At 56.7% G+C, this 23,381-nt stretch carries 23 protein-coding genes; 8 read left to right on the forward strand and 15 right to left on the reverse strand.

Annotated features, from left to right (window positions below):
• The first annotated feature begins 10 nt into the window (after nt 1–10).
• Nucleotides 11–916: a LysR family transcriptional regulator gene (locus tag ACHUE7_RS01615; protein WP_394168418.1), complete on the forward strand. Its 906-nt coding sequence runs from the start codon at nt 11–13 to the stop codon at nt 914–916.
• A gap of 31 nt (nt 917–947) precedes the next feature.
• Here ACHUE7_RS01615 and ACHUE7_RS01620 read toward each other — a convergent pair whose 3' ends face one another.
• Complete coding sequence (locus ACHUE7_RS01620) at nt 948–1,643, reverse strand: GntR family transcriptional regulator (protein WP_394168419.1); 696 nt, start codon at nt 1,641–1,643, stop codon at nt 948–950.
• A 254-nt stretch (nt 1,644–1,897) separates the two neighbouring features.
• Here ACHUE7_RS01620 and ACHUE7_RS01625 point away from each other — a divergent pair, with 254 nt between their 5' ends.
• Genes ACHUE7_RS01625 through ACHUE7_RS01645 form a run of 5 tightly spaced genes read left to right on the forward strand, consistent with a single transcriptional unit; the run spans nt 1,898 to nt 5,935 of the window.
• Nucleotides 1,898–2,896, forward strand: a complete 999-nt coding sequence (locus tag ACHUE7_RS01625) for a TRAP transporter substrate-binding protein (protein ID WP_394168420.1) — start codon at nt 1,898–1,900, stop codon at nt 2,894–2,896.
• A gap of 34 nt (nt 2,897–2,930) precedes the next feature.
• The gene (locus ACHUE7_RS01630) at nt 2,931–3,446 is read left to right on the forward strand and encodes a TRAP transporter small permease (protein WP_394168421.1); all 516 of its coding nucleotides are present in this window, start codon (nt 2,931–2,933) and stop codon (nt 3,444–3,446) included.
• Nucleotides 3,446–4,750, forward strand: coding sequence for a TRAP transporter large permease (locus ACHUE7_RS01635; protein ID WP_394168422.1), 1,305 nt, complete (start codon nt 3,446–3,448; stop codon nt 4,748–4,750). The genes ACHUE7_RS01630 and ACHUE7_RS01635 overlap by 1 nt, the downstream gene beginning before the upstream one ends.
• Nucleotides 4,751–4,763: 13 nt before the next feature.
• Nucleotides 4,764–5,231 (forward strand): nuclear transport factor 2 family protein, encoded by a 468-nt coding sequence (locus ACHUE7_RS01640; protein ID WP_394168423.1) that lies wholly within the window; start codon nt 4,764–4,766, stop codon nt 5,229–5,231.
• Nucleotides 5,228–5,935, forward strand: a complete 708-nt coding sequence (locus tag ACHUE7_RS01645) for an alpha/beta fold hydrolase (protein ID WP_394168424.1) — start codon at nt 5,228–5,230, stop codon at nt 5,933–5,935. The genes ACHUE7_RS01640 and ACHUE7_RS01645 overlap by 4 nt, the downstream gene beginning before the upstream one ends.
• Before the next feature lie 133 nt (nt 5,936–6,068).
• Here ACHUE7_RS01645 and ACHUE7_RS01650 read toward each other — a convergent pair whose 3' ends face one another.
• The 9 genes from ACHUE7_RS01650 to ACHUE7_RS01690 all read right to left on the reverse strand — a co-directional run bounded on the left by ACHUE7_RS01650 (nt 6,069) and on the right by ACHUE7_RS01690 (nt 15,079).
• Nucleotides 6,069–6,983 (reverse strand): RDD family protein, encoded by a 915-nt coding sequence (locus ACHUE7_RS01650; RefSeq protein ID WP_394168425.1) that lies wholly within the window; start codon nt 6,981–6,983, stop codon nt 6,069–6,071.
• 337 nt (nt 6,984–7,320) lie between these two features.
• The gene (locus tag ACHUE7_RS01655) at nt 7,321–8,271 is read right to left on the reverse strand and encodes a Gfo/Idh/MocA family oxidoreductase (protein WP_394168426.1); all 951 of its coding nucleotides are present in this window, start codon (nt 8,269–8,271) and stop codon (nt 7,321–7,323) included.
• Entirely contained in the window at nt 8,268–9,182 is a 915-nt protein-coding gene (locus ACHUE7_RS01660) for an NAD(P)-dependent oxidoreductase (protein WP_394168427.1), read from the reverse strand. The genes ACHUE7_RS01655 and ACHUE7_RS01660 overlap by 4 nt, the downstream gene beginning before the upstream one ends.
• Before the next feature lie 30 nt (nt 9,183–9,212).
• Entirely contained in the window at nt 9,213–10,085 is an 873-nt protein-coding gene (locus ACHUE7_RS01665; RefSeq protein ID WP_348474775.1) for an amidohydrolase family protein, read from the reverse strand.
• Between the two features lie 258 nt (nt 10,086–10,343).
• Complete coding sequence (locus tag ACHUE7_RS01670) at nt 10,344–11,387, reverse strand: 4-oxalomesaconate tautomerase (RefSeq protein WP_394168428.1); 1,044 nt, start codon at nt 11,385–11,387, stop codon at nt 10,344–10,346.
• Entirely contained in the window at nt 11,380–12,069 is a 690-nt protein-coding gene (locus ACHUE7_RS01675) for a 4-carboxy-4-hydroxy-2-oxoadipate aldolase/oxaloacetate decarboxylase (protein ID WP_394168429.1), read from the reverse strand. The genes ACHUE7_RS01670 and ACHUE7_RS01675 overlap by 8 nt, the downstream gene beginning before the upstream one ends.
• A 102-nt stretch (nt 12,070–12,171) precedes the next feature.
• Complete coding sequence (locus ACHUE7_RS01680) at nt 12,172–13,458, reverse strand: TRAP transporter large permease (protein WP_348474720.1); 1,287 nt, start codon at nt 13,456–13,458, stop codon at nt 12,172–12,174.
• The gene (locus ACHUE7_RS01685) at nt 13,455–13,982 is read right to left on the reverse strand and encodes a TRAP transporter small permease (RefSeq protein WP_394168430.1); all 528 of its coding nucleotides are present in this window, start codon (nt 13,980–13,982) and stop codon (nt 13,455–13,457) included. Before ACHUE7_RS01685 ends, ACHUE7_RS01680 begins: the two co-directional genes overlap by 4 nt.
• Nucleotides 13,983–14,056: 74 nt before the next feature.
• Nucleotides 14,057–15,079: a TRAP transporter substrate-binding protein gene (locus ACHUE7_RS01690; protein WP_394168431.1), complete on the reverse strand. Its 1,023-nt coding sequence runs from the start codon at nt 15,077–15,079 to the stop codon at nt 14,057–14,059.
• A gap of 328 nt (nt 15,080–15,407) precedes the next feature.
• Here ACHUE7_RS01690 and ACHUE7_RS01695 point away from each other — a divergent pair, with 328 nt between their 5' ends.
• Nucleotides 15,408–16,652, forward strand: a complete 1,245-nt coding sequence (locus ACHUE7_RS01695; RefSeq protein WP_394168432.1) for a LysR family transcriptional regulator — start codon at nt 15,408–15,410, stop codon at nt 16,650–16,652.
• A 10-nt stretch (nt 16,653–16,662) separates the two neighbouring features.
• Here ACHUE7_RS01695 and ACHUE7_RS01700 read toward each other — a convergent pair whose 3' ends face one another.
• From ACHUE7_RS01700 to ACHUE7_RS01720, 5 genes are all read right to left on the reverse strand, one after another.
• Nucleotides 16,663–17,550, reverse strand: coding sequence for a shikimate dehydrogenase family protein (locus tag ACHUE7_RS01700; protein ID WP_394168433.1), 888 nt, complete (start codon nt 17,548–17,550; stop codon nt 16,663–16,665).
• On the reverse strand, nt 17,547–19,433 hold the full coding sequence (locus ACHUE7_RS01705; RefSeq protein ID WP_394168434.1) for a bifunctional sugar phosphate isomerase/epimerase/4-hydroxyphenylpyruvate dioxygenase family protein: 1,887 nt from the start codon (nt 19,431–19,433) through the stop codon (nt 17,547–17,549). Before ACHUE7_RS01705 ends, ACHUE7_RS01700 begins: the two co-directional genes overlap by 4 nt.
• Before the next feature lie 44 nt (nt 19,434–19,477).
• Nucleotides 19,478–20,749 carry a TRAP transporter large permease gene (locus tag ACHUE7_RS01710; protein WP_394168435.1) on the reverse strand — a complete coding sequence of 424 codons (1,272 nt, stop codon included), beginning with the start codon at nt 20,747–20,749 and terminating at the stop codon, nt 19,478–19,480.
• A complete protein-coding gene (locus ACHUE7_RS01715) occupies nt 20,746–21,243 on the reverse strand; it encodes a TRAP transporter small permease (RefSeq protein ID WP_394168436.1) in 498 nt (165 codons plus the stop codon). The genes ACHUE7_RS01710 and ACHUE7_RS01715 overlap by 4 nt, the downstream gene beginning before the upstream one ends.
• Nucleotides 21,244–21,341: 98 nt before the next feature.
• Nucleotides 21,342–22,349, reverse strand: a complete 1,008-nt coding sequence (locus ACHUE7_RS01720) for a DctP family TRAP transporter solute-binding subunit (RefSeq protein ID WP_394168437.1) — start codon at nt 22,347–22,349, stop codon at nt 21,342–21,344.
• Nucleotides 22,350–22,690: 341 nt separating this feature from the next.
• Here ACHUE7_RS01720 and ACHUE7_RS01725 point away from each other — a divergent pair, with 341 nt between their 5' ends.
• Nucleotides 22,691–23,365, forward strand: coding sequence for a TetR/AcrR family transcriptional regulator (locus ACHUE7_RS01725; protein ID WP_394168438.1), 675 nt, complete (start codon nt 22,691–22,693; stop codon nt 23,363–23,365).
• The last annotated feature ends 16 nt before the right edge of the window (nt 23,366–23,381 follow it).

The raw sequence follows: 23,381 nt of genomic DNA on the forward strand, positions 1-23,381 counted from the left end.
AACTATACGAATGAGAAACCTGAATTTTCACCACCTGCATTACTTTTGGGTCGTTGCCAAAGAGGGCCATCTAACCCGGGCCGCCCAGCAGCTGCATGTCTCCCAATCGGCTTTGTCGTCCCAGATAAGGCAGCTCCAGGAACAACTCGGGCGTGACCTGTTTGTGCGTGAGGGGCGGGCATTGCGACTGACCGAATTCGGACAGGTGGTGCTGAAATACGCCGAGAGTATTTTTAATCTGGGTAATGAACTGCTGTCGCTGACCGAAAGCGGCGAATTGCAGCGGCTGCAACAACTTCGCATCGGGTCGGTGGCGACGCTGTCCCGGAATTTTCAGGAGAACTTTTTGCGGCCGGTCATTGGCGAGGCCGAAGTTAAGTTATTGATGCGGTCTGCGAGTCTCGAAGAGCTGCTTGAACTGCTGAGCATTCACAAACTCGACCTGATTCTCTCTAACCGGGCCGTCTCGGCTGATTCGTCAACCTCGTGGCGCTGTCAGCAAATTGCCGAGCAGAGTGTGTGCATCGTGGGGCCGCCCGGCGATGCGGCAAAGGCGTTTCGGTTCCCGGACGATCTGGTGAACGCCAAGCTCCTGTTGCCGGGGCCAAGCAGCGACATTCGTAGCCAGTTTGATGTTCTGCTGAGTCAGCTTGGCATTGAAATCGACCCATTTGCCGAGGTCGATGACATGGCGATGCTGCGCCTGCTGGCCCGGGACTCTGGAGGCCTGGCGGTAGTACCGGAAGTGGTGGTTCAGGATGAACTTGAGAGTGGCCGGCTGGAAACCTACTGGGTGCTCGACAGCATCGTCGAACGGTTTTATGCGATTACCGCCAAGCGGCACTTTGAACTGGTGCCCCTAAAAACCCTGTTGGAAAAATCGCAGGCAGGGTTCCAACCGCTCAGTTCCGGTTAGACGCTCGGAGCGGATTGTCTGATTAGCCCGGTTACGTTCTTGTCAGCAACTCGTCTTCGAGCCCCAGAAAGGCACCATATTTAATGCCAATATAGGCATGCTCGCGCATCAGCATTTCAGCACGTACGCTGTCGCCTTCGCAGATGGCCTGAACGATTAGCTGGTGTTGCAGGTGTGCGATTTCCACCTTTTTGAATTCGGCGTCCAGGCGCTGGGTGTCCATGATGATCGAATCGGCCGATGCGAAGGGCATGTGGTTGTTGCGTGCTATGGCATCGGCAATGGCACGGCTGCCGGCACCGTCGAGAATGATGCTGTGAAAACGCTGGTTGATGTCGCTCCAGTCGGCGATTAACGCTTCCGTGAAGTCACCTTTGCGCACCAGGGCTTCACTGTCTTGCAGACAGGCGTGTAACTGGTCGCGATGCTGATCACTGATGGGGTTCTCCGCCATGCGTCGCGCCGCCAGCCCTTCCAGCACACCGCGAATCTCGATGCCGCACAGGACATCGGCCCGGGAAATGCGGCGCACTACAAAGCCTTTTTTACCGCTGCGTTCGAGCAACCCTTCCTGCTCCAGTACCCGGAACGCCATTCTGACCGGTGTACGGGATACGCCGAGCTGCTCGGCAACCGGCAGTTCCTGCATTTTGGCACCGGGCTGGAACGCTCCGTCTCGAATGAGCCGTCGCAACTGGGAGATGACCGTCTGATTAACCTGGCTCATGCCGCTATACCCCTGAATAAGCCGATTGCCGCAGGCTGTTGTTGTGATTGGTCAGGCAATCGATGCAATCACCTTACTCGATATTTGTGGATCCATAAAATTTAATTTCATTGACCATGATCAAGTGAATTACTATCTTGGGATCCATAAATACAAACATTGTCGTATGAACCCATGTTCCATACCGACAGACAGATTGACCCGAGATCGACCTTAATAACACCAATAATGATCACGATCACAGGAGGCTCCCCATGGCCCATTCTCTGCAAAACGGCATCAAGGCCGTTGCTGCCACCCTCGTATTGTCCGCTCCTTTCATGTCTGTGCAGGCTGAAGAAGAACTGAAGCTGGCTCACTTTGTACCGCCGGCCCACGTGGTGACCAGTGCGGTGGTTGAACCCTTCAAAACGGGCATCGAAGCGGATTCCAACGGCGAATTGACGGTCCGTGTTTACCCCGGTGGTGAATTGGGCGCTGGCCCGATGGAGCAATACGTTCGCGCGTTGCAAGGCGTGGCAGACATAACCTGGGGCCTGGCGGGTTATACCTCCTCACAGTTTGGCAAATCGATGTTGGTGGAACTGCCAGGGGCCATTCCCGAAGGTATGACCGGTTACGACATGCTGTGGAACGCTTTCGATACGAGCCTGAGCAGTGAGTTCCCGGGCACAAAACCCCTGGCACTCTGGGTCAGCGAGCCCAACGTCTTCATTATGAAAGATCATGAAATCCGTTCACCGTCCGATTTGAGCGGGTTGAAGATCCGGGTATCTGGCAGCGTTGCCGGTGATTTCGTTAACGAGATGGGCGGCACGCCGGTGCAAATGCCAGCCGGTGAAATGTACAACGCGCTGCAAACCGGTCTGATCGACGGCATTATCACCGGGTCCAGTGCCATTACCGATTTCAAACTCGATGAAGTGGCGAACAGCTATACCCTGGGTGCGCCGCTCGGTCACATCATGTTTTATCTGGTGATGAACCAGCAACGTTACGACAGCCTCTCGGAAGAACACCAGGCCATTATCGATCGTCACAGCGGTCGCGGTTTGTCGCAAAGCGGTGAAGAAACCTGGAATGCGCTGGCCGACCGGACACTGGAAAGCGTGCGCGCCGACGACCGTAATACCGTCATTGACCTGAGTGACGACGAAGTGGCGACGTTTGAAGACATTGCCGGCAGTTTCCTCAGCCGTCAGCTGTCGTCTAAGCAGACCCGCGATGTGCTGAACGACATGCAGAATCGTTGAACCTGGGGTTTATACTGATGGTGAGCACGCCACTATGCTGAGGTTTCTGCAAGTCTGGACGGATCATCTGGTCAGGGCCTCGGCGGTTATCGCCGCCCTGGCTCTGATCGGTATCGTCGCCACCATTCTGTTCGACGTGGCTGGCCGAAACCTGCTGGGGGCTCCGTTACGGGGCACTCAGGATCTCGTACAGGTGGCACTGATCGTCATTATTTTTGGTTCGGTTGCGATGGTCGATCGCAAAGACGCCAATGTGGCGGTCGACCTGCTGGAGCATCAGTTTTCGCCAATACTTAATCGGGTGTTGACCGTTGCGGGGCGACTGACCGGCGCACTGATTTTCTTCGGCATCGCCTGGACGATGATCGACAGTGCAGCCATTTCGACGATGCTGAATTTAAGCACCAATATCCTGAACATTCCCAAAGCGCCTTTCCAGTACATCATTGCCGGATTTTCGATACTGACTGGTGTATCCATGGTGTTGCGGGTGGTGTTAATTTTGCTCGGCCGGGACCGGGTTCTGGACACTCTGCCAGGTGATTTGTAATGAGTAATGAATTGATTGGCGGGCTGGGTGTTCTGGCATTGCTGGTGTTGTTGTTATTGCGCATACCGGTCGCGTTTGCCATTTTTTCGGTGGGGTTTGTCGGGGTGTCCATTTTGGCATCGCCGGGAAATGCATTGAGTCTGCTGGCCAGTGAAACCTACACCGTTGCTTCAAACGCTGAACTGATCGTCATTCCCCTGTTTATTCTGATGGGTAACGTCGCGACTGAAACCGGCATGAGCCGCAAATTGTACGATGCAGCTTATGCGGTCATCGGTTCCATTCGCGGGGGGCTGGCCTCGGCTACCGTTGTTGGGTGTGCCGGGTTTTCAGCACTGTGTGGTTCGTCAGTGGCCTCCGCGCTGACAATGGGCCGGGTGTCCATCGGTGAGATGGAACGCTTTAATTACAGTCCGAAGCTCTCGACCGGTGCTGTGGCGGCCGGCGGCACCTTGGGCATTTTGATTCCGCCGTCAACCGGCTTTGTCATCTATGCCATTTTAACCCAGCAGTCGATCGGCAAATTGTTTCTGGCCGGTGTTGTTCCAGGCCTGGTGCTGATGCTGCTGTTCGTGCTGATGATCACCTTTCTGGCCTACATAAAGCCTCAGTTGGCGCCCCAAGGGCCGCGCACCAACTTGCAGGAGAAAGCACGGGGGCTAATTGGCGCCATTCCCATTACGGTGGTGATTATGCTTACCATCGGCGGTATCTACAGCGGTATTTTCTCGCCGGTTGAAGCGGCGGCCGTCGGTGCAGGCCTGGTGATTGTTTACGGCTTTGCCACACGCACCTTAACGCCTGGCACGCTGTGGCGGTCGACCCGCGGTGCGGTGATTACGACGACCACCGTGATGTTGATTCTGATTGCCGCCCATATGCTCAATCCGTTTCTGGCACTGAGCCATATTCCAACCGCCGTAGGCGAAATGCTGATGGGCTTGAACCTGGGGCCTTACGGCATACTGCTGTTAATACTGCTAACCTACCTGGTGCTCGGCTGTTTCCTGGAAGGGTTCGCCATGTTGGTGTTGACCATGCCGATCTTCTTTCCGGTGATCACCGCGCTCGGGTTCGACCCGATCTGGTTTGGCGTACTGGTGGTGCTGACGCTGGAAATGGGGCTGATCAGTCCGCCGGTGGGCATTAATGTGTTCATCGTCAAGTCGGTAGCACCCAAGGTACCGCTGGGTGATATTTTTATCGGGGTCGCGCCCTTCTGGCTGATGATGCTGGTGGCCATTGCGCTTTATGTCATGTTCCCGCAGATCGTATTGTTTTTACCCAACACCATGATTACCTGAGAGAGATAACGGCATGACGACGGACACCGCAGCACTGGACACCCTGCTGGCAGAACACGCCATTCACCGTCTGGTACTCGATGCCCAGCACGCACTCGATACCAAAGCGTTCGACGAATTTGTGCAGCTGTTTGTGCCGGAGGGTCGACTCTACCGGCCGACCACACCCGAGCCGTTGGTCGGTCGCGAGGCGATTTTGCAGGCCTATCTGAACAACCCGCCCAACCGGCTGAACCGGCATCTGGTGACCAATCAGCGCGTCACGCTGTTGTCAGATACTGAAGCCCGCGCTCTAGCCTATGTGACGCTGTATTCAAGTGAAGCCGGCGAGCGGGAATCTGACGTATTCGGTGCACCGGTTCACCGCAGTCTCGTTGGCGAGTACCATGACCACTGTGTGTTAACCGACGATGGCTGGCGCTTGAAGGAGCGCCGGGCTCTGTTTGTACTGAACCAACCGATAGCGAGTCAGCAACCATGAAACCGACATTACTGTTATTGCCTGGGCTGATGTGTGATCACACCGTCTATGAGCACCAGATCAACGCACTGAGCGAAGCCTGGCATTGTGTTGTTGTAGACTATAAAGACGATGACAGCCTGGTCACCATGGCCCGACGCGTACTCGACAACGCACCGGATTCCTTCGCCATGGCCGGCCACTCAATGGGCGGGCGCGTTGCGCTGGAAGTAATGCGTCTGGCCCCGGAAAAAGTGCAACGCCTGGCTCTGCTCGATACGGGATATGCGTCCCTGGCCGACGGCGAAGCGGGTGAAAAAGAAGTATCAGGCCGGATGGCCCGGGTAAAAACTGCCCATGAGCAGGGTGTGGCGGCTATGGCCCGCGACTGGGTAACCGGCATGGTGCACCCGGACCGGCTGCATGATACGGCCTTGATCAACGCCATCGTTACAATGTTCGAACGCAAAACGCCGGCAATTTTCGAAGCTCAGATCAAAGCCCTGATCGAACGCCCTGATGCCACCTCAGTACTCGCAAACATCGACTGCCCGACGACCTTCATCGTCGGTCGTCAGGATGCCTGGAGCACGCCGGAACAGCACCAGGCGATGGCCGATAAGGTTCGACACAGTCGACTGGAAATCATCGAAGACGCCGGCCATATGAGTACCATGGAACAGCCCAAAGCGATGACTGACGTTTTCTGGAGTTTTTTGAGCTGAGAGCTTCTAGCCTCGAGCTGTGAGTAAAAGATTAAAACCTGTTGCAACGAAGTTGCTAGGCAGGAAACGCTGAATGCTCACAGCTCACAGCTCACAGCTCACAGCTCACAGCTCACAGCTCACAGCTCACAGCTCATTCTTCTGGCCAATTAAACCGGTGCATCCTGCTATCCCAACTGCTGAAGATTCCCAGGTCATACCCGTAGGTGAGATTGATCATCAGCGGCCCCTGGGTGCGGATGCGATCGTTCCCTTGCAGTAGCTGACGGGCAATGTCAGCCGCCAAATCTTCATCCTCTACCCGGTTCTCGGTGAGCATAACCTGAGCGCTGGTGAATCGATTTTCGACGTCATCACGCCGCGAATCTACCCGGGCTATCTGCACATGATTTGCGATGTCGAGCTGCAGCAATTGGGCCGCACTGCGGTCAAGGTCGGGCTGTGGCTCGGCAATGTTTGATTGTTGCACCGCCGCCGGCAACGCCAGCGACAGAACCAAAACAAACCCCACCGTTACCGAATGACCGAGCCAGATAGGCTCGGGCCGTTGCGGGTCGCTCTCCACGTTCGCCACGAAGGTCTTGCAGATCCAGTCGTGCGGGCCCTGGCGGGTGCGGCGGTTGAACACCATCAAATAAGCGGTCGATACCAGGCCACCAAACAGCACCAGTGACACCGGGTAAATCCAGAAACTGTGCAACAGCGCACCGGGTAATCCGGAACCTTGCACAAAAAATGGCGTGATCAGAATCAGGCTGCGCAGCAGCGAGACATCGAGCTTGATGCTCTCGTTATGCAGATTCACGACGCGAATGGCAAGCAGCCGCTTACCAATGGTCTGGCCGTTATTCAGCTCGCTGTTCAGAATACCGAAATAGAGCAGTGCAATCGCAAAGCCAATGGCGCGGGCCCAGACAGACAGCTCAACAAAATAGGACTCGAATACCCAGCCCAGCATAAATCCGACCGATACCAGTACAGCGGCATCAATGACCAGGGCGCCTACACGGCGGTACAGGCTACTCAGCCAATCGGGGGACGCTAACATTTACTCTCAACCTGATACCAAAAACAGGCGCTTATCATACCTGATTTGTATCCCAACACTGGATTGAGAGGTGAACGTTTTTAATTACTTACGTTTAGGAGTTGACGAACAAGATAGCGCCTGGTGGTAGAGGTGCTCTTGCGGGGGTATCTGAGGCATGGATGCCGAAGTTAAGCCAACATGGATGTTTTCACGGCGCCCCCGCAGGAGCATCTCTGCCATCAGGCGCGAACTCATGGCAAGCCAGTCGACTTAAACTCCGACATTAAGCTGCGGTGACCCCGTGTAGCGGGGTCACCAGAAAAAAGGGATGGCCAGGTTGTCTGGCCAGACCGTATTACTCGGCTTCGAGCAACTGCTCCAGAGTGTTGAGGGATTCCATGGCCGGCAGGCACTGGGCCACGCTGGCATTGGGTTCCCGGCCTTCCTGGATGGCCGCGAAGAACTCGCGATCCTGCAGTTCGATGCCGTTGTTGGATACCGCAACACCGCTCAGATCCACCGGGTTTTCATTGCCGTCGACCAGGTCGTCGTAGCGGGCAATATAGGTGCCGTTGTCGCAGATGTAGCGGAAGAAGGTACCGAAGGGACCATCGTTATTGAAAGACAGCGACAGGGTGCAGATGGCTCCGCTGGGTACTTTCATGCCGATGCTCATGTCCATCGCGATGCCCAGCGTCGGATGAATTGGGCCCTGCAATGCCTGCAGCTTGCTGGCACGCTCACCGACCTGATACTGGAACAGGTCGACGGTGTGGCAGGCGTGGTGCCACAGCAGATGATCGGTCCAGCTGCGCTCCTGGCCCAACGCATTCTTGTTGCTGCGACGGAAGAAGTAGGTCTGCACATCCATCTGCTGAACCTTGAGCTCACCTTTCTGGATTTTATCGTGAATCCACTGGTGGCTTGGGTTGAAGCGACGGGTGTGACCGGCCATGGCGACCAGCCCGGTCTCTTTCTGAACCTTAACCAGTTCGCGAGCATCGTCGATGTTATCGGCCATCGGAATTTCGACCATGACGTGCTTGCCGGCTTTTAAACAGGCTATGGCCTGGCTGGCGTGAACCTGAGTCGGTGTGGCCAGAATGACGGCGTCCAGCTCAGGCTGAGCCAGCGCTTCGTCAAGATCGGTGAAAGCATGCGGAATGTTATGCTCTTTGGCGAATGCCGCGTTTTTGTCGGCATCGCGACCAACAACAGAGAGCACTTCGATGCCATCAATCTTGCTGACGGCATCCAGATGCTTCATGCCAAAGGCGCCAGCCGCGCCTGCGATACAAATTTTCATGATTGAACCTCCTTCATGGGAGTGAGTTTAAAGGTCTTGATCATGGCATCGGTGGTGCCAGCGTAGTCGGCCGGGTCCGCAACGATGCCCGAGTGTCCCAGGCGCTCCTGCCAGCGAACGGTGCTCGCCGACAAGGGTTCTTCAAGGCCCAGGTGGTTCAGAAAAAGGCACACCTCTTCCATCTCGGAGGCGCGGCGAATACCGTGTTGGGTCATGCGCTCCAGGTTATAACCGGCGCGTTTTTCCCAGTCGAAACCGGGGTGGGAATGTTCCAGTGAGGCCAGTACCTGAGTGTCAACACCGGCCAGTCGGCCAGCCAGAACACATTCGGCAAAGAGCGCCTCCATTCCCTTGACCATAATGCTGCGCACCATCTTGACGGACGAAGCTGTACCGACCGGCCCCGCTTCAATGGTCGCGTTCATGGCCAGAGCATCGAGCACGGCCTTGGCGTCTTCGACATGGGCGCCGCTTAACAGCAAGGGCGTTCGATTCTTGCCCGGGTTGACCGGGGCCATTACCGCGACATCGACATAACGACCACCGGCAGCGTCAATGACGCGGGCGGAAGTCTGTTTGGTTTGTGGCGCACAGGAATTGCAGTCGAGAAACAGAGCGCCTTTTTTCATCAGCGGTGCGGTGGCCTCAGCCACGGCAAATGCCTGATCGGCCGTCACCACCGAGATCACAATGTCGGCCTCACTGACCGCTGCTCCCAGGCTGGCACACACCGGTACATCCAATGCGTTGCAGCGAGCTTGCATGGCCTCGTGTGCGGCCGTACCCGGCGATTCTGTCAGGCTATCGTAACTGTTAACCGAACTGACCGGGCCGTGATCCATACCACTCCAGAACGCTTCGGCGGCTTCACCGAAGCCAATAAAACAAAGCTTGAGATCGGTCGTGTTCATGGTCTTCTCCCTCGGCTGCCCGGTTAACACTCAGCGTTCCCAATACAGCCGCATTGGGTTGTCGATCAGCAATTTTTGCTGCAGTTCTTCGGTAGGTGCAATGTGCGGAATCACATCGACCAGTTGACCGTCGTCGGGCACATGAGACGACATATTCGGGTGCGGCCAGTCGGTCCCCCAAAGCACACGGTCCGGAAAAGTCTCTACCAGTTTGCGAGCGAACGGAATGACATCGGTATACGGCGGTCCGTCGATGGTCAGGCGTTCCGGGCAGCTGACTTTGGTCCAGATATTGGGGTTGTCGGCCAGCAGGCTTACAAAAGAGGCAAACTCGGCACTGTCGACGCCCTTGCTGACATCGGGCCGGCCCATATGGTCAACCACAATGGTGGTGTCGAACTTGGCCAGCAAAGGCTTCAGCCCTTCGAGATCCGGTGCTTCGAAATACACCACAATGTGCCAGCCAAAGGGTTTGATCTTCTCGGCGATTTCCAGAAAATCTTCCCAGGGCGTCGTGTCGACCAGGCGCTTTACGAAGTTGAACCGAACGCCACGAACGCCGGCCTCGTCCATCTTTTTCAGTTCTTCATGGGTGACTTCTTTGCCCACAAAGGCAATACCGCGAGCTTTGTCGCCGGCAGTGACCAATGCATCAACCAGTGCATCGTTGTTCTTGCCGTGGCAAGAGGCTTGTACGATCACATTGCGGCTAAAGCCTAAATGGTCGCGCAGCGCAAAAAGTTGGTCTTTTCCAGCATCGCAAGGCGTGTATTTACGCTCTGGGGCATAGGGAAATTTATCAGCCGGGCCAAACACATGGCAGTGTGCGTCAACTGCACCTTCAGGCGCTTTGTAATCCGGCTTTTTAGGATTCGGATGAAACGGCAAATAGCCTTCGCTCATGGTCATAATCTGATCTCCTGGCTGCGGCATTCGTCAGCAGCCGTGGTTAATCGGTTGGCACAGGTTCGGGTTGGGCGCTGGCTTCCCAAACGGGGTCGGCATGAATACATCCCTGTAGCCTTGATCGCAAAATATGAATCCCATCCATGGGATTCACCCTCCGGGCTCGCTTCGCTCATGCTAAAACGCTCCTGGCGTTTTAGTCCATGTGCGAACACCCCCTTATTGGAAAGCCAGCACCCAACCCTCGGCCAGTGGTTAAATAAAAATCCGTCCGTCCATTAATTTTCTCGCGGTGCGCAGAATTGCTGCGCTTTCAACGTCGCCCTGGGCATCTCGCTTCAGTACAACTGTTGTTTCACCAATTGGATGCTCTATCGCCATGGTATCACCGGACAACTCGGCCACTTCGTTTGCAACGCTGTGTTCGATAGCAGCAGCGGTTGCAACGGACACTGCGCCGAGTACGCCGATTGAGGCGTGGCAGCGGTGCGGAATAAAGGTGCGTGTCGAAAGCACACCACCCTTGGTTGGCGGACTAACCAATGTCATTTTCGGTACGGTTTTATCCGTTACGTCGCCCAGGTTCATCAGGTAGCCGGCCTGCAAGCGAATCTTCTCCAGACGCGTCTTTAACGTTTCGTTGGCTTCGAGTTCTTCGCGGGTTTCGGTGCCGGTGATGTCAAAATCCCGGGCGCGCAGAATCACGCAGGGCATGCCGTTATCGATGCAGGTGATGCGGGTGCCTTCGACGGTGTCGTAGGCATTGCCCGTTGGTAGCAAGGCGCCACAACTGGAACCGGCTGTGTCCTTGAAGGTAATCAACACTGGTGCGGAGGTTCCGGGCACACCGTCGATAGCGGCATCGCCGTCATAGCTCACCTGACCGTCGGGTGTCATAACCCGGGCGACCGCTACCTGGCCGGTATTGACCATAAAGATGCGTACGTCGGTTTCATCGCCGGTGGTGCCGACCAGCCCGCGCTCAATCGCGAAGGGGCCAACGCCGGCCAGCATGTTGCCGCAGTTCTGCGCATCGGACACCAGTGCCTGATCGACGTAGACCTGCAGAAACAGGTATTCAACGTCGCAGTCGTCCCGGTCGGATTGTCTGACCACGGCCACCTTGGAGGTCAGCGGGTCGGCCCCGCCCATGCCGTCTATCTGGCGCGGGTCGGGTGAGCCCATGACGCGTAACAGGGCAGCGTCGCGCTTGGCGGTTTCTTCGGGCAAATCATCGGCCAGGAAATAGCCGCCCTTGGAGGTACCGCCGCGCATCCACATGCAGGCGATATCAGACATATTTCAAGCCCTTTTCAGCAAGCCGCTCGCGCATGTTGTAAATGTCGAGACCGAGTTCACCGGCGGCCAGTCGCTGGCGCTTGGCTTCTTCGTTGGCCATGCGCTGGCGGGATTTTTCGAGTACCTCAGCGGCCTCTTCGCGACGCACCACGCAGACGCCATCGTCGTCGGCGACGATGATGTCGCCCGGGTTAACCAGTTCACCGGCGCAAACAACCGGCACGTTGACTGAGCCCAGTGTTTCTTTAACGGTGCCTTGGGCGAAGACGGTTTTGGACCAGACCGGGAAGTTCATCTCAGTCAGGTCTTTGGTGTCGCGCACACCGCCATCGATGATCAGGCCAATGCCTCCACGAGCCTGCATCGAGGTGGCCAGCAAATCACCAAAGTAACCGGCGTTGGAGGGCGATGTCGGGGCCAGTACCAGAATGTCGCCTGGCTTAACCTGTTCAATGGCCACATGCACCATCCAGTTATCGCAGGGCGGTGCTGAAATGGTGACAGCGGAGGCGGCTACCTGAGCCCCTTTGTAGATAGGGCGCATATAGTCGGCCAGCAAACCTTTGCGGCCCTGGGATTCGTGTACCGTAGCCACGCCACATTCAGCCAGTCCGTCGATAATGGCCTGGTCGGCACGCTCAATGTTTTGTACAACAACGTTGGGATGGGACAGGGTAGACATAGCAGCCTCCATAATTCATCGCATCGAAGGCTGGAAAGTCAGCCCCGATGAATTGTGTTATTAGGCAAGGGTCCGATTGTCAGACCCTTGCGGAGAAAAGCGTTACAACAACCCGAGTGCCAGTACCGGAAAGCCGATAATCAAGGCAAGACGCACAATGTCTGACAGCACGAAGGGAATAACCCCTTTGAAAATTGAGGTGATACGCACGTCTTTGGCGACGGAATTGATCACGAATACGTTCATGCCAATAGGCGGCGTTATCAGGCCCAGTTCAACCGTGATCACGGTGACGATGCCGAACCAGATCGGGTCGAAACCGGCGGCCATGGCCAGCGGATACACAATGGGAACCGTCAGCAGCAGCATGGCGATGCTGTCCATCACCATGCCCAGTACAATGTAAAACGCCAGAATGCACATCAGAATCATGATGGGCGACAGATTTAGCTCGTTCACCGTGTTGACCAGGCTGTTGGATACTTGGGATACCGACAGGAAGACACTGAAAATCTCGGCGCCGATGACCATAAAGAAAATCATCGTGGAAACGACCAGCGTTTCCGCCACGGCTTCAATAAAGTCTCTGCGGTTCATGCCCCGGTACAGCGCGATGATCAGGGCACCAAAGGCACCGACTGATGCCGCCTCGGTAGGTGTGAAAATGCCGCCGTAAATGCCGCCAATGATCAGAGCGAAAATACCGCCGAAGGGGATCAGGCCTTTAAGGCCGGACAATTTCTGACGCAGTGTCGTGGCTTCACCAGGAGTGGCCAGTTGCGGAAAGATCTTCACGGTAATGGCGATGGCAACCATGTACAGCAGCAGGCCCATAAAACCTGGGATAATGCCGGCAATGAACATGTCGCCTACCGATTGCTCGGTCAGCAAGCCATACAGCAACAAGGCAATGGACGGCGGAATCATAATGCCCAGGGTGCCACCTGCAGCCAGGGTTCCGGTGGCCAGTGAGTCGGCATACCCGTTTTTCTTCATCTCCGGCAGCGCGACTTTCGACATGCTCGCAGCGGTTGCCAGTGAAGAACCGGAAATCGCCGAAAAAATACCGCAGGACATGACCGCCGCCAGCGCCATGCCACCGCGCCAGGCCCCGAACAGGGTTTTGGCACCGTGGAATAGCTCAGCTGACATGCGCGCCTTGGAGGCCAGTACGCCCATGAAAATAAACATCGGAATCGGGCTGAAATCGTAATTGGAAATGGTTTCGAAAGCGCCGCTTTCCAGAATAGAAATAGCCGGGTCAAAGGCGACGATCCAGCCAAAGCCGACGAAGCCGGCAATGGCCATGCCCAGGGCAATGGGCATGCGCAGTGCGATCATGCCCAGCATGCCGGCAACACAGATAAAACCGATCAATTGGGAACTCATAGCGTGTCACCCGTGGTCTGAGAGTGGTCGTCGAAAAACATCTGTTCCCAGGCAAGGGCAAAACCGCGCAATCCGAGCATGAACATGCCGATCGCGGCGATGTAATAAATGTTATCCATGGGCAAGGCCAGGTCTTGAGTGGTTTCACCGGACATCGAGGCCGAATGGGCTGACTCGAACAGGCGAACGGTCATCAGAAAGCCGAAAATGCCAAACAACAGGGTGTAAAATCCGGACATGACCGACTTGATTCGGTCGGACCATCTATCGGTGAAAATATCCACCACCACCTGGCCCCGGGCCAGGCAATAGGGCATGGAATAGGCAAAGGTAATCATCATACCGTGGCGAACCAGCTCGAAGCTGCCATTGAACGTCAGGTCAACAGCGCCGCCGGTCAGGCCGAAAATGGTACGGGTCAGGACTTCTATCAGTACGATCACCATGGTAAGGATCAGGGCCGTACCACCGATAATATTGAAGCCGAGTGAAAGCTTTCGTATCCAGTCAATCAGGTTACGCACAGGGATCGCTCCAGGGAATCAGGAAAGCAGTGCCTTGCGTTCACTCCGAACGCAAGGCACTGATAGGAAGCCGTTTAGACTTCACACTGTGAACGCAACTCCATCGCGCGTTCGTACACTTCACGGGCTGGCAGACCACGGCCTTCCAGGTCAGACAGGTAGGTCTCTTTGGCGCGTTCAATGTACGGGGCCCAGGCTGGGTTGCTGGTGCCGCCTTCGATCTGAATGATCTCGTGACCGGCATCAACCGCCTGCTGGCGACCGGCTACGTCTTGTGCGTCAAATACTTCGCCCGCGCGCACTGACCAGTCCATGCCAGAGTTGGCATCGATGACGGCTTTGTTTTCGGCAGACAGGTTGTTATAGACGCTTTCGTTCATGGTGAGAATGAACGCCAGGGTGTACAGGCCACCAATTTCAGTGTGCGAATCGGACAGCTCGTTCAGGCGGAAAGACAACGCACCTTCCCAGGGCAGAGCAACGCCGTCGATAACGCCACGCTGCATGGAGGTGTAGCTTTCCGGTGCCGCCATACCGACTGGCTGGGCACCCAGTTCAGTCAGAATGTTGCCCACGACCGTGGTAGGACGACGAATGCGCAGACCTTGCAGGTCTTCAGGCGTTTCGATGCTGGTACCGGAGACGTGGAAACCACCCGGGCCGTGGGTGAAAATGAAGACCGGCTTGGTGTCATCGTATTCCTGGTCGATGTGACCTTCGTCCATCAGGTTCTGCAGAATGCAGGCACCCTGCTTGCCGCTGTCGGAGACGCCGGGCAATTCAACCACCTGGGTCAGCGGGAAGCGGTTGGCGGTGTAGCCCTGAACGGTCGCGGTGGCGTCCATGATGCGGTTTTTAACGGCATCGTACTGAGCCGGCGGGGCAGCCAACTGGCCACTTGGGTAAACCTGGACTTCGATCCGGCCGTTGGAATCGGCTTCAACGGCATCGGCCCAAGCCTGGACCACGTCGGTGTGAGCCGCAGCAACAGAAGGCCACAGGTGACCAACGCGCAGTGTGACTTCTTCAGCCTGCACAGAGGCGGCCGAGACGGCCATCAGGCCAATTAGGGATGTTGTCTTAACGTGCTTAAGCATAATTCAGTTACCTCGTTGTTTTAATAATACACCGGGCCATGAGGCGGTGTATCCGGCTGGTCTTACCAGCCAGGCGGCTTATTACTGCAAGACTACTGCAAGTTCCAATCAACAACTGCGCGAGTGACGCGGGAGTTGCCGACCATTGGCACAGAGTGTAATCCAGATCCTGAATTTCGCCTGAACGCTCAGGCAATCTGCAACCGTCCTGAAGCCAGTATTCACAGCCCGGTCCGGGTGAACCAGTTAGTTTTCCTTAACAAGGTATTAGTTTATGTTATAACTTGGTTAAACTTATGTGACTTTCAAGGCAAGCGGGAGCCCGGTATTGCTCGATAAAATCCCCAATCTACGGCATTTGCGGGCCTTCAGTGAGGTGGCTCGTTCGCACAGCATCAGCGCCGCCGCCGAGCGTATATTTCTGTCGCAATCGGCCGTTACCCAGGCCATTGGCAAGCTGGAGGCGCGTCTGGGCACCAGTTTGTTTGTGCGTCGCCACAACGGCATGTACCTGACCGACAGCGGTGAATTACTGGTGCACCGGGTGGATCGCTGCATGGCTTTTTTGCGCACGGGCACACGTGAGGCGGTGCGCATCGCGGATCGCAAGCAAGACGGGGTACGTGCCTCGGTTCACCCCTCCGATCAGATGACCAATGCCCATTTGCGCGCCTTACTGGCCCTGCAAACGGCGACCAGTTACAGCACCGCCGCTCGCTCGCTGGGTATTTCACAACCGGCGGTCTATCGCGCCGCCGGTGAGCTGGAAGGGCTGCTTAACGCCGTTCTGTTCGAAAAAACCAGTATTGGCATCTCACTCACCCGTGCCGCCTTGCGCCTTGCCCGTTTTGCCCTGTTGGGGTTGCGCGAACTCGAACAGGGCCTGTTCGAAGTGCAGGAAATGCAGGGGGCCGATTCGACCCTGATTCGGGTCGGTTCGATGCCACTGGCGCGCACCTTTCTGTTACCGGCGGCCATTAACCGTATATCGACGCTGAAGCCGGAAATTCGGGTCGATGTGCTCGAAGGCCCTTACGATGACCTGTTGAACCGCTTGTTGCATGGTGAACTCGACTTGCTGATCGGCGCACTGCGCGACCCGGCACCGAGTTCGGACATTCAGCAGGAGCAACTGCTGACCAGCCCGATCTCGGTCGTCGCCCGCAAACAGCACCCGCTGGCAGGGCGCGGCACACTGACACTCGATGATCTGCACGGCTACCCCTGGGTGGTTCCGCGTGAGGGCACGCCAGCCCGCTCACTGTTCAACCGGTTGATCGCTGCTCAGGACCCGTCTGCCCTGAGCGGTGTGATCGAGTGCAGCTCACAGATCGTGATTCGGGAATTGTTGCTGGGCAGCGACCGCCTGACTTTCATTTCCAGCCACCAGATCGAACATGAACAGCAGGAGGGCATTTTGACGGTATTGAACATCGATATGCCGCCGGTCGAACGGCCTATCGGCATCACCACCCGCAAAGACTGGCAACCGACGACCACTCAGCGGCTGTTTATCTCCATTGTTCGTTCATTGGCGCAGTCGCTGGCGCGTACGACCCGAATAGTCCGCTAGGATCAGTCATTCACGACGCCCGGGAATTCCCGTTCAGCACCAGTTGCTGGAAATAGTGATCGCGCACTGACGCTACCCGGGCATCGATGGCCGCGCTGGTAGTTTGCTCGCCGGCAAAAAACCGGAACGCATCAATGCCCTGAAACACGAACAGATCGACGCCAGAGAGCGTCGCCGCACCCTGTTGTTCAGCGGCCACCAACAGTTCGGTTCTGGCAGGAATGTACACGGCATCGAATACCCATTGCCGCTTGTGCAACTGATCGGTTTTGATCGGGCACCCCGGGTGATTGATGTGCCCGACCGGTGTGCAATTGACGACGCCGTCGAAGCTCGCCATTTGATGCTCCGCTTCATCGGCCGACAGTGTGGTTGTTGTAATGCCTTGCTTGTTCAGGTCGACACTCAGCGCCTCACCTCGGGCGGCGTCGCGCTCAACCAGGCCAATCGAGGTGGCACCGAGCGCTCCCAAAGCACAGGCCACGGCGCGACCAACGCCGCCAGCGCCAATCAGCAATACCCGACCTGCCGGGCGGTCGGAAAACTGGCCACGGTAGGCGCTGATAAAGCCGCTGTAGTCGGTGTTTTCCGCATGTATCTTACCGTTTTCGAAGATCAGGGTGTTGGACGAGCCCACGCGCTGAACGCCTTCGCTGAGGGTATCGGCCAGGTTGCGGGCCGCTTCCTTGAACGGAAAAGTGACGTTGCTGCCGCGATAGCCTTCGGCTTGCAAACGCGCGACCGTGGCTGGGAAATCGAAGCCATTAACACCAAGCGAATCGACCAGGTCGTATTGCGTGTCCAGTCCAACCAGGCTGCCCAGTCGCCGGTGCAGGTCGGGCGATTGTGATTTGGCGATGCCCTCGCCAATCAGTGCCAGTTTCATGGCCAATGTCATGATAAGAGATCTCCATGGGTATCTGCAGACGGGTTGGCCAGGGCATCCGCCTGTTGCTGGGCGGCGGCACGGACGAACGCATTGGGTGCACCGAGGCCCTGGTAGCCATCGCGTTGCACCAGTTCGAAAAAGAAGGATTGATGATCGGGCCGCACGTAGAGCTGGCGGAACTCGCCAGTGCCATCTTCGTCGTACAATACGGAGTGATCCTGCATCCACTGAACCTCGGATTCTCCGAGTTCATAGCGCGCTAGAAGATCCCGGTAATAGTTCACCGGAATCGTCAGCGTGGGTGTATGGGCGTCGGCCAGACCTGCGACAGTAGCGGTCATGTCTTGGGTGCGCAGCGCAATGTGCTGCACACCGGAACCGCCCACTTTTTTGACCAGCCGGTTGCTGGTGGTCTCCGGTGAGGCACTGGCGTTCAGTGCCAGGCGGAAGCGGCGGCTCTGGTTCGCTTCACCGCTGTTGTGCAGCACCTGGCTCTGGATCAGCCCCTTGGGGTCGGTCACGTCAAAGGAGGCGGTCGGTTCCAGCGCAAACACCGAACGGTATTGCAACATTACCGACAGGTAATCGTGATACGACAGCGACAGACTCAGGTGGTCGACTTCAACCACGGGGCCTTCCGGAACCGGTTGGGTATCGACGGTGAATTCGGTATCCCAGACTTTGCTCAGTTGCGAGGCGTCGACAATGTACGCCAGGGACCCGTCGACGTTGCGCATAGCTGTCATGTCGTGGCTGGCGTTTACATCTTTGGGTTCGACCAGGTCGTACCCCAGCTTTCGGGCACGCTTGATCGCCTGGTAAGCGTTATCGACCTGCACGCCAAAGGCACTGACCGAGGTCGCTTCGCGCCCGGGTACCCGGCCCGCGAAATCACGCTCGGTATTGATGACGACGTTCAAGTCATTCATGGCCCAGCGCTCGGCCGCAACCTGCGCGTGTTTGCCGACGCAGCGCAACCCCAGGGCAGTGAGATCGGTGCGCAACACATCGGCCCGGTCCGGGTTAATGGCGATCTCGATAAACGCCAGGCGTTCAACCGGTTGCGGTGCCGGCACCGAGCTCTGGTCGGCCATGGTGCGCAGCAACCGGTAGGAGTGCATGCCATCGCGGGCGGTCTGGTCCGAGTGGCCCATGCGAAACACGTCGTTGAAAATTTCATGCGAGAGGGCACCGTCGTAACGGGTTTCACTCAGCCTTTCCATAAACTGCTGCATCTGCAATTCACCCTGGCCCGGGAAGCAGCGGTAGTGACGACTCCACGAGAGATGATCCATGGAAAGCCGTGGCGCATCGGCGGTTTGCACCAGGAAAATCCGGTCGCCGGGAATACTGGCGAGCGTATCCAGCTCGGTCTGGCGTGAGAAAATGTGAAAGGTGTCGAGCACCAGGCCGACGGAAGCATGGTCGGCACGGCGCACCACTTCCCAGCTGTCGCGGTAATCGTGAATATGAGTGCCCCAGGCCAGTGCTTCAAAGGCAACACGCAGGCCGCGCCTGGCCGCCCGGTCACCGAGTTCGGCATAGTCTTCAGCGGCACGCGCTATGCCTGGTTTGGCACTGGGGTGCACTGAGCTGCAACACATCAGCAGGTCGGTGCCCAGTTCTTCCATTAAATCGAATTTGCGTTCGGCCCGATCGAAGGCACGCTGGCGATCCCGGCCTTCGAGGCCTTCAAAATCGCGAAAGGGTTGCAGCGTGACCAGTGTCATACCCCGGTCGCGAATCAGCTGCCCGGCTTCGCGTGCTGTGCCGTTAAAGGCGGTCAGATCATTTTCGAAAATTTCGATGCCTTCAAAACCGGCATCGGCTATCGCATTGATCTTATCGATCAGTGCGCCACTCAGGCACACCGTGGCTATGGATGAATACATGTCATTTCTCCGTTCGGCATGGTTGTCTGACGGACTGGCCGCTGTCAGAGATAACCGGTAATTCTGGGCAGGAAGGTCACCAGATCCGGTACAAAGGCGATGACAACCAACACCAGAACCTCGACCAGCAACATGGGCATGAGTCGTCGTACAATGGCTGACAAACCAACCCGGGCCACCGAATCAGCGACAAACAAACACAGCCCAACCGGTGGTGTAATCAAACCGATCATCAGGTTGAAAATCACCAGAATGGCGAAGTGCAACGGCTCGATGCCGAGCCCGACGGCAATCGGGTGCAGAATGGGGACCAGCACCAGAATGGCAGCGATGCCTTCCAGCACCAGGCCAACCAGTAAGAGCAACAGCATGACCGCCAGCAGGAAAATGACCTGCGAGTCGATGGCCGACAACGCCCACTCGGTAATGATGTTCGGAATACGGTTGTAGGTAAGTAACCAGTTGGCCGCCGAGACCGCCGCCATAATGATCATGATCACCGCGCTGTCGCGCATCGCCCGGGTGAAAATATGCGGCAGCCGCGATACCGGAATGGAGCGGTACAGCACCAGACCAACAATGAGGGCATAAACCACGGCAAAAGACGCCGCTTCCGTTGGCGTAACAATGCCCAGCAGAATGGAACCGATAACCGCGATGGGCATAAACAAGGGAATCAGCCCGTTGAAAACCGCTTTTCGCCGGGTGCCGGGCGCATGCGTCTTCCTGGTGCCGAAATGGCCGGCAAAGAAAAAGACGTAAATGGACAGGCCCGTGGCCAGCAGCAGACCCGGAATAATACCGGCCATAAACAAACCCGGAACGGACACACCGCTGACGGTAAGGGCGTAGATAATGACCGGAATGCTCGGCGGGATGATGGGGCCGATGACCGAAGACGCAGCGGTTAAGGCCGCCGCAAAATCACGCGGGTAACCTTCCTTTTCCATTTCGGGAATAAACACCCGGCCGAGCGTCGAGGTATCGGCAATGGCGGAACCGGACAGGCCGGCGAACATCACCGACGCCCAGATATTAACCTGCGCCAGGCCCGCTCTCATATGCCCAACCAGGGCATTGGCCAGCGCAATGATACGCCGGGTAATACCGGCTTCGTTCATCACTTCACCGGCGAGAATAAACAGCGGTACTGCCAGCAACGGAAAGGAATGCAAACCGCCAAAGGCTTGCTGGGCGACGATGCGAATGTGATAGGGAAAATCAGCCCCGGCCATGAACACCAGCAGGGTACCGAGAATAACAAAGGCGAACGGCACACCGATGACCAGGGTGATTAACAGCAGTGCGTAGATCATGCGTCAACCTCCGCTTCGGTCATGCCCAGTAGACGGCAGGCGCCCATGGTCAGTGCAGATATTGACAGCAAAATGCCGCCCATCAGCGTGGAGAACTGAAACATCCACAGGGGTAAACCGATGCTGGGCGAGTTGCGGCTGCCGCGACTTTCGATGAATTCGTAGCCGGAAATGGCAAAGCCGATGCCGACACAGAGTACGAGAACGTCGATCAGAATCAGGTTGTAGTGCCGGATCGAGGCCGGCAATAAATCGACCACAATGGAGAAACGCACATGGCGATCCTGTAAATAGGCCAGGGCAACACCAAACATAATGCCGTAGATCATGGCGTAAATGGCGGCATCTTCGCCCCAGGTAAGGGAGCGACCAGCGGTGTAGCGCCAGAACGCATTGGCAAATACGATGGAGAATACCGTCAGCATCATCAGACCGGCGCCGGTACCGTTAATACCGATCAGCAGACGACGAAACAGGCGAAGGGTTGCGGACATAACTCGGGCCCCGGACGTGTGGCAGGAAGTGCGACAGAAAATCGTGGAGCCGGACCTGCTCAGGCAGGCCCGGCTCCAGAGTAGCGCCAGTGCGCTGATCAGTTGGCGGTGGCGTTGTCTACCGCATCGGCCAGGCGATCGATCCACTCGGCATCGCTGCCCAGTTCGTCACGCAGGTAGGCCTGAACGGCCGGTTGCGCAGCGGCACGGAATTCGGCCATCTGTGCATCGGTCGGCTGGGTGACTTCCATGCCTTCTTCGATCAGCTTGGAGACGCCTTCAGCGGAACCGAATTGCTGAATGGCACGGCCCACTGTTCCGGCGACCACGGCAGCACGTTGCAGCGCGGCCTGATCACTGTCGGACAACGACTGGAACAGGTCCTCGTTAATCAGGATATGATCAACACCGTAGACGTGGCGGTCCAGCGTCAGGTATTTCTGGAACTCGTAGAAGCTGTTGCCGTAGATCACCGAGATCGGGTTTTCCTGGCCATCGACCACACCGGTAGCCAGCGCAGTCGGGACTTCACCCCAGGCAATGCCCTGGGGTTCGGCGCCCAGGCCACGTACCATTTCCAGATACAGCGGAATGGTTTGCACCCGGAATTTCAGGCCTTCCATATCGGCTGGCGAAGCAATCGGGCGTACCGAGTTGGTGAAATGGCGGAAGCCGGTTTCACCGTAGGCCAGGGTGCGCAGGCCGGTTTCTTCCAGGCAGTGATCCGCCAGGGCCTGTCCGAATTCACCGTCCATCACTTCCCAGGCAACCGGTGCTGAAGGAAAGGTGTAAGGGATGTCGGTGACCGCGGCTGCGGCGCAATAGTTGGCGTAGGAGCCGGAGACCATGCTAATGCTGATGGTGCCATCCTGAGTGCCTTGCACCAGGTCGTCTTCACTGCCGAGCGAGCCGGCCGGAAACAGATCGACGGTCATGTCGGTTTCGGCTTCCACCAGGTTTTTGAACACCTGACTGGCGGCGCCCTTTTTGGAGGTTGTCCAGTCGTTCGGGTCTACGTGGGCGAATCGCAGGTTCTCGGCAGATACCGCACCGGCGGCAATCAGAGCGATAGCCAGGCCGCTGGCCTGAAAGGATAAGCGCTTCATGGTTACTTCCTCTTGTTGTTGTATTGGCAGTGGGCCATGCGAAAGTTCTATCACTGTTCACTTTGCCAGCAAGTCCAGAGCTTCGTTGTCAAACCTTGAAATAGCGCTGCTATTCCGGCGGTTTTCCGCCTCGCTCTGAACCTGCTGGCGTCGTTCCTTAGTGACAGAACTTCACGCATGGACCACTTGCTAGTTCATTGAGTTGTTTAAATCGGGCCACGAGACGCCGGCAACTTCGCAAAGTATAGCCAGGCGATGATGGTCAAATTCATAATGTACGAAATGGTACGTTCAGTCAACCTGTGGCATACTGAACGCATCGCAGACGGAGGGAAGTCAGAATGACCACACACAAGGTGGCCGCTAACGGTAAAGAGCGCACGCGCAAGAACGACCCGGTGCGCGTACAAGCCGATATCATGCGGGTTGCGACCCGGGAGTTCTCTGAAAAAGGCCTGTCTGGCGCGCGCATCGACGAAATCGCTGAGAAAACAAAAACGTCTAAGCGGATGATTTATTATTACTTTAAAGACAAAGAAACGCTGTATCTGAAGGCGCTGGAACGCTCCTATCAGCAAGTGAGACAGCAGGAAGGGGAGCTCGAACTCGATCATCTGGAGCCGATTCAGGCCCTGAGCAAACTCGTTGCTTTTACCTTTGAGCACCACATCAAAAACCCGGATTTCATTCGAATGGTGATGATCGAGAACATTCATCATGGCCGGTTCATTGAGCAGTCCGAACTGATTCAATCGCTTAATGCTGGCGCGGTGGATGAACTGCAGAAAGTCTATCGTCGTGGCCTGGAAACCAGTCAGTTTCGGCCCGGCCTTGAAGCGCTGGAGTTGCACTGGCTGATCAGTGCGCTGTCGTTCTTCAATGTCTCCAACCGCTATACCTTTTCGCGAATTTTCAACTGGGACCAGAACGCAGCGTCCAACCAGGAAAAGCTCGCCAGCCATGTGATCGATATGGTCTTGCGGTATGTTGTGAAGCCAGAATTGATGGCGGACTGAAGGCAACCGCTCATCT

The organism is Saccharospirillum alexandrii (genome assembly GCF_043641555.1).
Taxonomy (GTDB): Bacteria; Pseudomonadota; Gammaproteobacteria; order Pseudomonadales; family Natronospirillaceae; genus Saccharospirillum; species Saccharospirillum alexandrii_A.

What these genes read in the sequence shown, in the direction of transcription:
- ACHUE7_RS01615 (WP_394168418.1), top strand. Translation starts at nt 11, where the DNA reads ATGAGAAACCTGAATTTTCACCACCTGCATTACTTTTGGGTCGTTGCC.
- ACHUE7_RS01620 (WP_394168419.1), bottom strand. Translation starts at nt 1,643, where the DNA reads ATGAGCCAGGTTAATCAGACGGTCATCTCCCAGTTGCGACGGCTCATT.
- ACHUE7_RS01625 (WP_394168420.1), top strand. Translation starts at nt 1,898, where the DNA reads ATGGCCCATTCTCTGCAAAACGGCATCAAGGCCGTTGCTGCCACCCTC.
- ACHUE7_RS01630 (WP_394168421.1), top strand. Translation starts at nt 2,931, where the DNA reads ATGCTGAGGTTTCTGCAAGTCTGGACGGATCATCTGGTCAGGGCCTCG.
- ACHUE7_RS01635 (WP_394168422.1), top strand. Translation starts at nt 3,446, where the DNA reads ATGAGTAATGAATTGATTGGCGGGCTGGGTGTTCTGGCATTGCTGGTG.
- ACHUE7_RS01640 (WP_394168423.1), top strand. Translation starts at nt 4,764, where the DNA reads ATGACGACGGACACCGCAGCACTGGACACCCTGCTGGCAGAACACGCC.
- ACHUE7_RS01645 (WP_394168424.1), top strand. Translation starts at nt 5,228, where the DNA reads ATGAAACCGACATTACTGTTATTGCCTGGGCTGATGTGTGATCACACC.
- ACHUE7_RS01650 (WP_394168425.1), bottom strand. Translation starts at nt 6,983, where the DNA reads ATGTTAGCGTCCCCCGATTGGCTGAGTAGCCTGTACCGCCGTGTAGGC.
- ACHUE7_RS01655 (WP_394168426.1), bottom strand. Translation starts at nt 8,271, where the DNA reads ATGAAAATTTGTATCGCAGGCGCGGCTGGCGCCTTTGGCATGAAGCAT.
- ACHUE7_RS01660 (WP_394168427.1), bottom strand. Translation starts at nt 9,182, where the DNA reads ATGAACACGACCGATCTCAAGCTTTGTTTTATTGGCTTCGGTGAAGCC.
- ACHUE7_RS01665 (WP_348474775.1), bottom strand. Translation starts at nt 10,085, where the DNA reads ATGAGCGAAGGCTATTTGCCGTTTCATCCGAATCCTAAAAAGCCGGAT.
- ACHUE7_RS01670 (WP_394168428.1), bottom strand. Translation starts at nt 11,387, where the DNA reads ATGTCTGATATCGCCTGCATGTGGATGCGCGGCGGTACCTCCAAGGGC.
- ACHUE7_RS01675 (WP_394168429.1), bottom strand. Translation starts at nt 12,069, where the DNA reads ATGTCTACCCTGTCCCATCCCAACGTTGTTGTACAAAACATTGAGCGT.
- ACHUE7_RS01680 (WP_348474720.1), bottom strand. Translation starts at nt 13,458, where the DNA reads ATGAGTTCCCAATTGATCGGTTTTATCTGTGTTGCCGGCATGCTGGGC.
- ACHUE7_RS01690 (WP_394168431.1), bottom strand. Translation starts at nt 15,079, where the DNA reads ATGCTTAAGCACGTTAAGACAACATCCCTAATTGGCCTGATGGCCGTC.
- ACHUE7_RS01700 (WP_394168433.1), bottom strand. Translation starts at nt 17,550, where the DNA reads ATGACATTGGCCATGAAACTGGCACTGATTGGCGAGGGCATCGCCAAA.
- ACHUE7_RS01705 (WP_394168434.1), bottom strand. Translation starts at nt 19,433, where the DNA reads ATGTATTCATCCATAGCCACGGTGTGCCTGAGTGGCGCACTGATCGAT.
- ACHUE7_RS01710 (WP_394168435.1), bottom strand. Translation starts at nt 20,749, where the DNA reads ATGATCTACGCACTGCTGTTAATCACCCTGGTCATCGGTGTGCCGTTC.
- ACHUE7_RS01715 (WP_394168436.1), bottom strand. Translation starts at nt 21,243, where the DNA reads ATGTCCGCAACCCTTCGCCTGTTTCGTCGTCTGCTGATCGGTATTAAC.
- ACHUE7_RS01720 (WP_394168437.1), bottom strand. Translation starts at nt 22,349, where the DNA reads ATGAAGCGCTTATCCTTTCAGGCCAGCGGCCTGGCTATCGCTCTGATT.
- ACHUE7_RS01725 (WP_394168438.1), top strand. Translation starts at nt 22,691, where the DNA reads ATGACCACACACAAGGTGGCCGCTAACGGTAAAGAGCGCACGCGCAAG.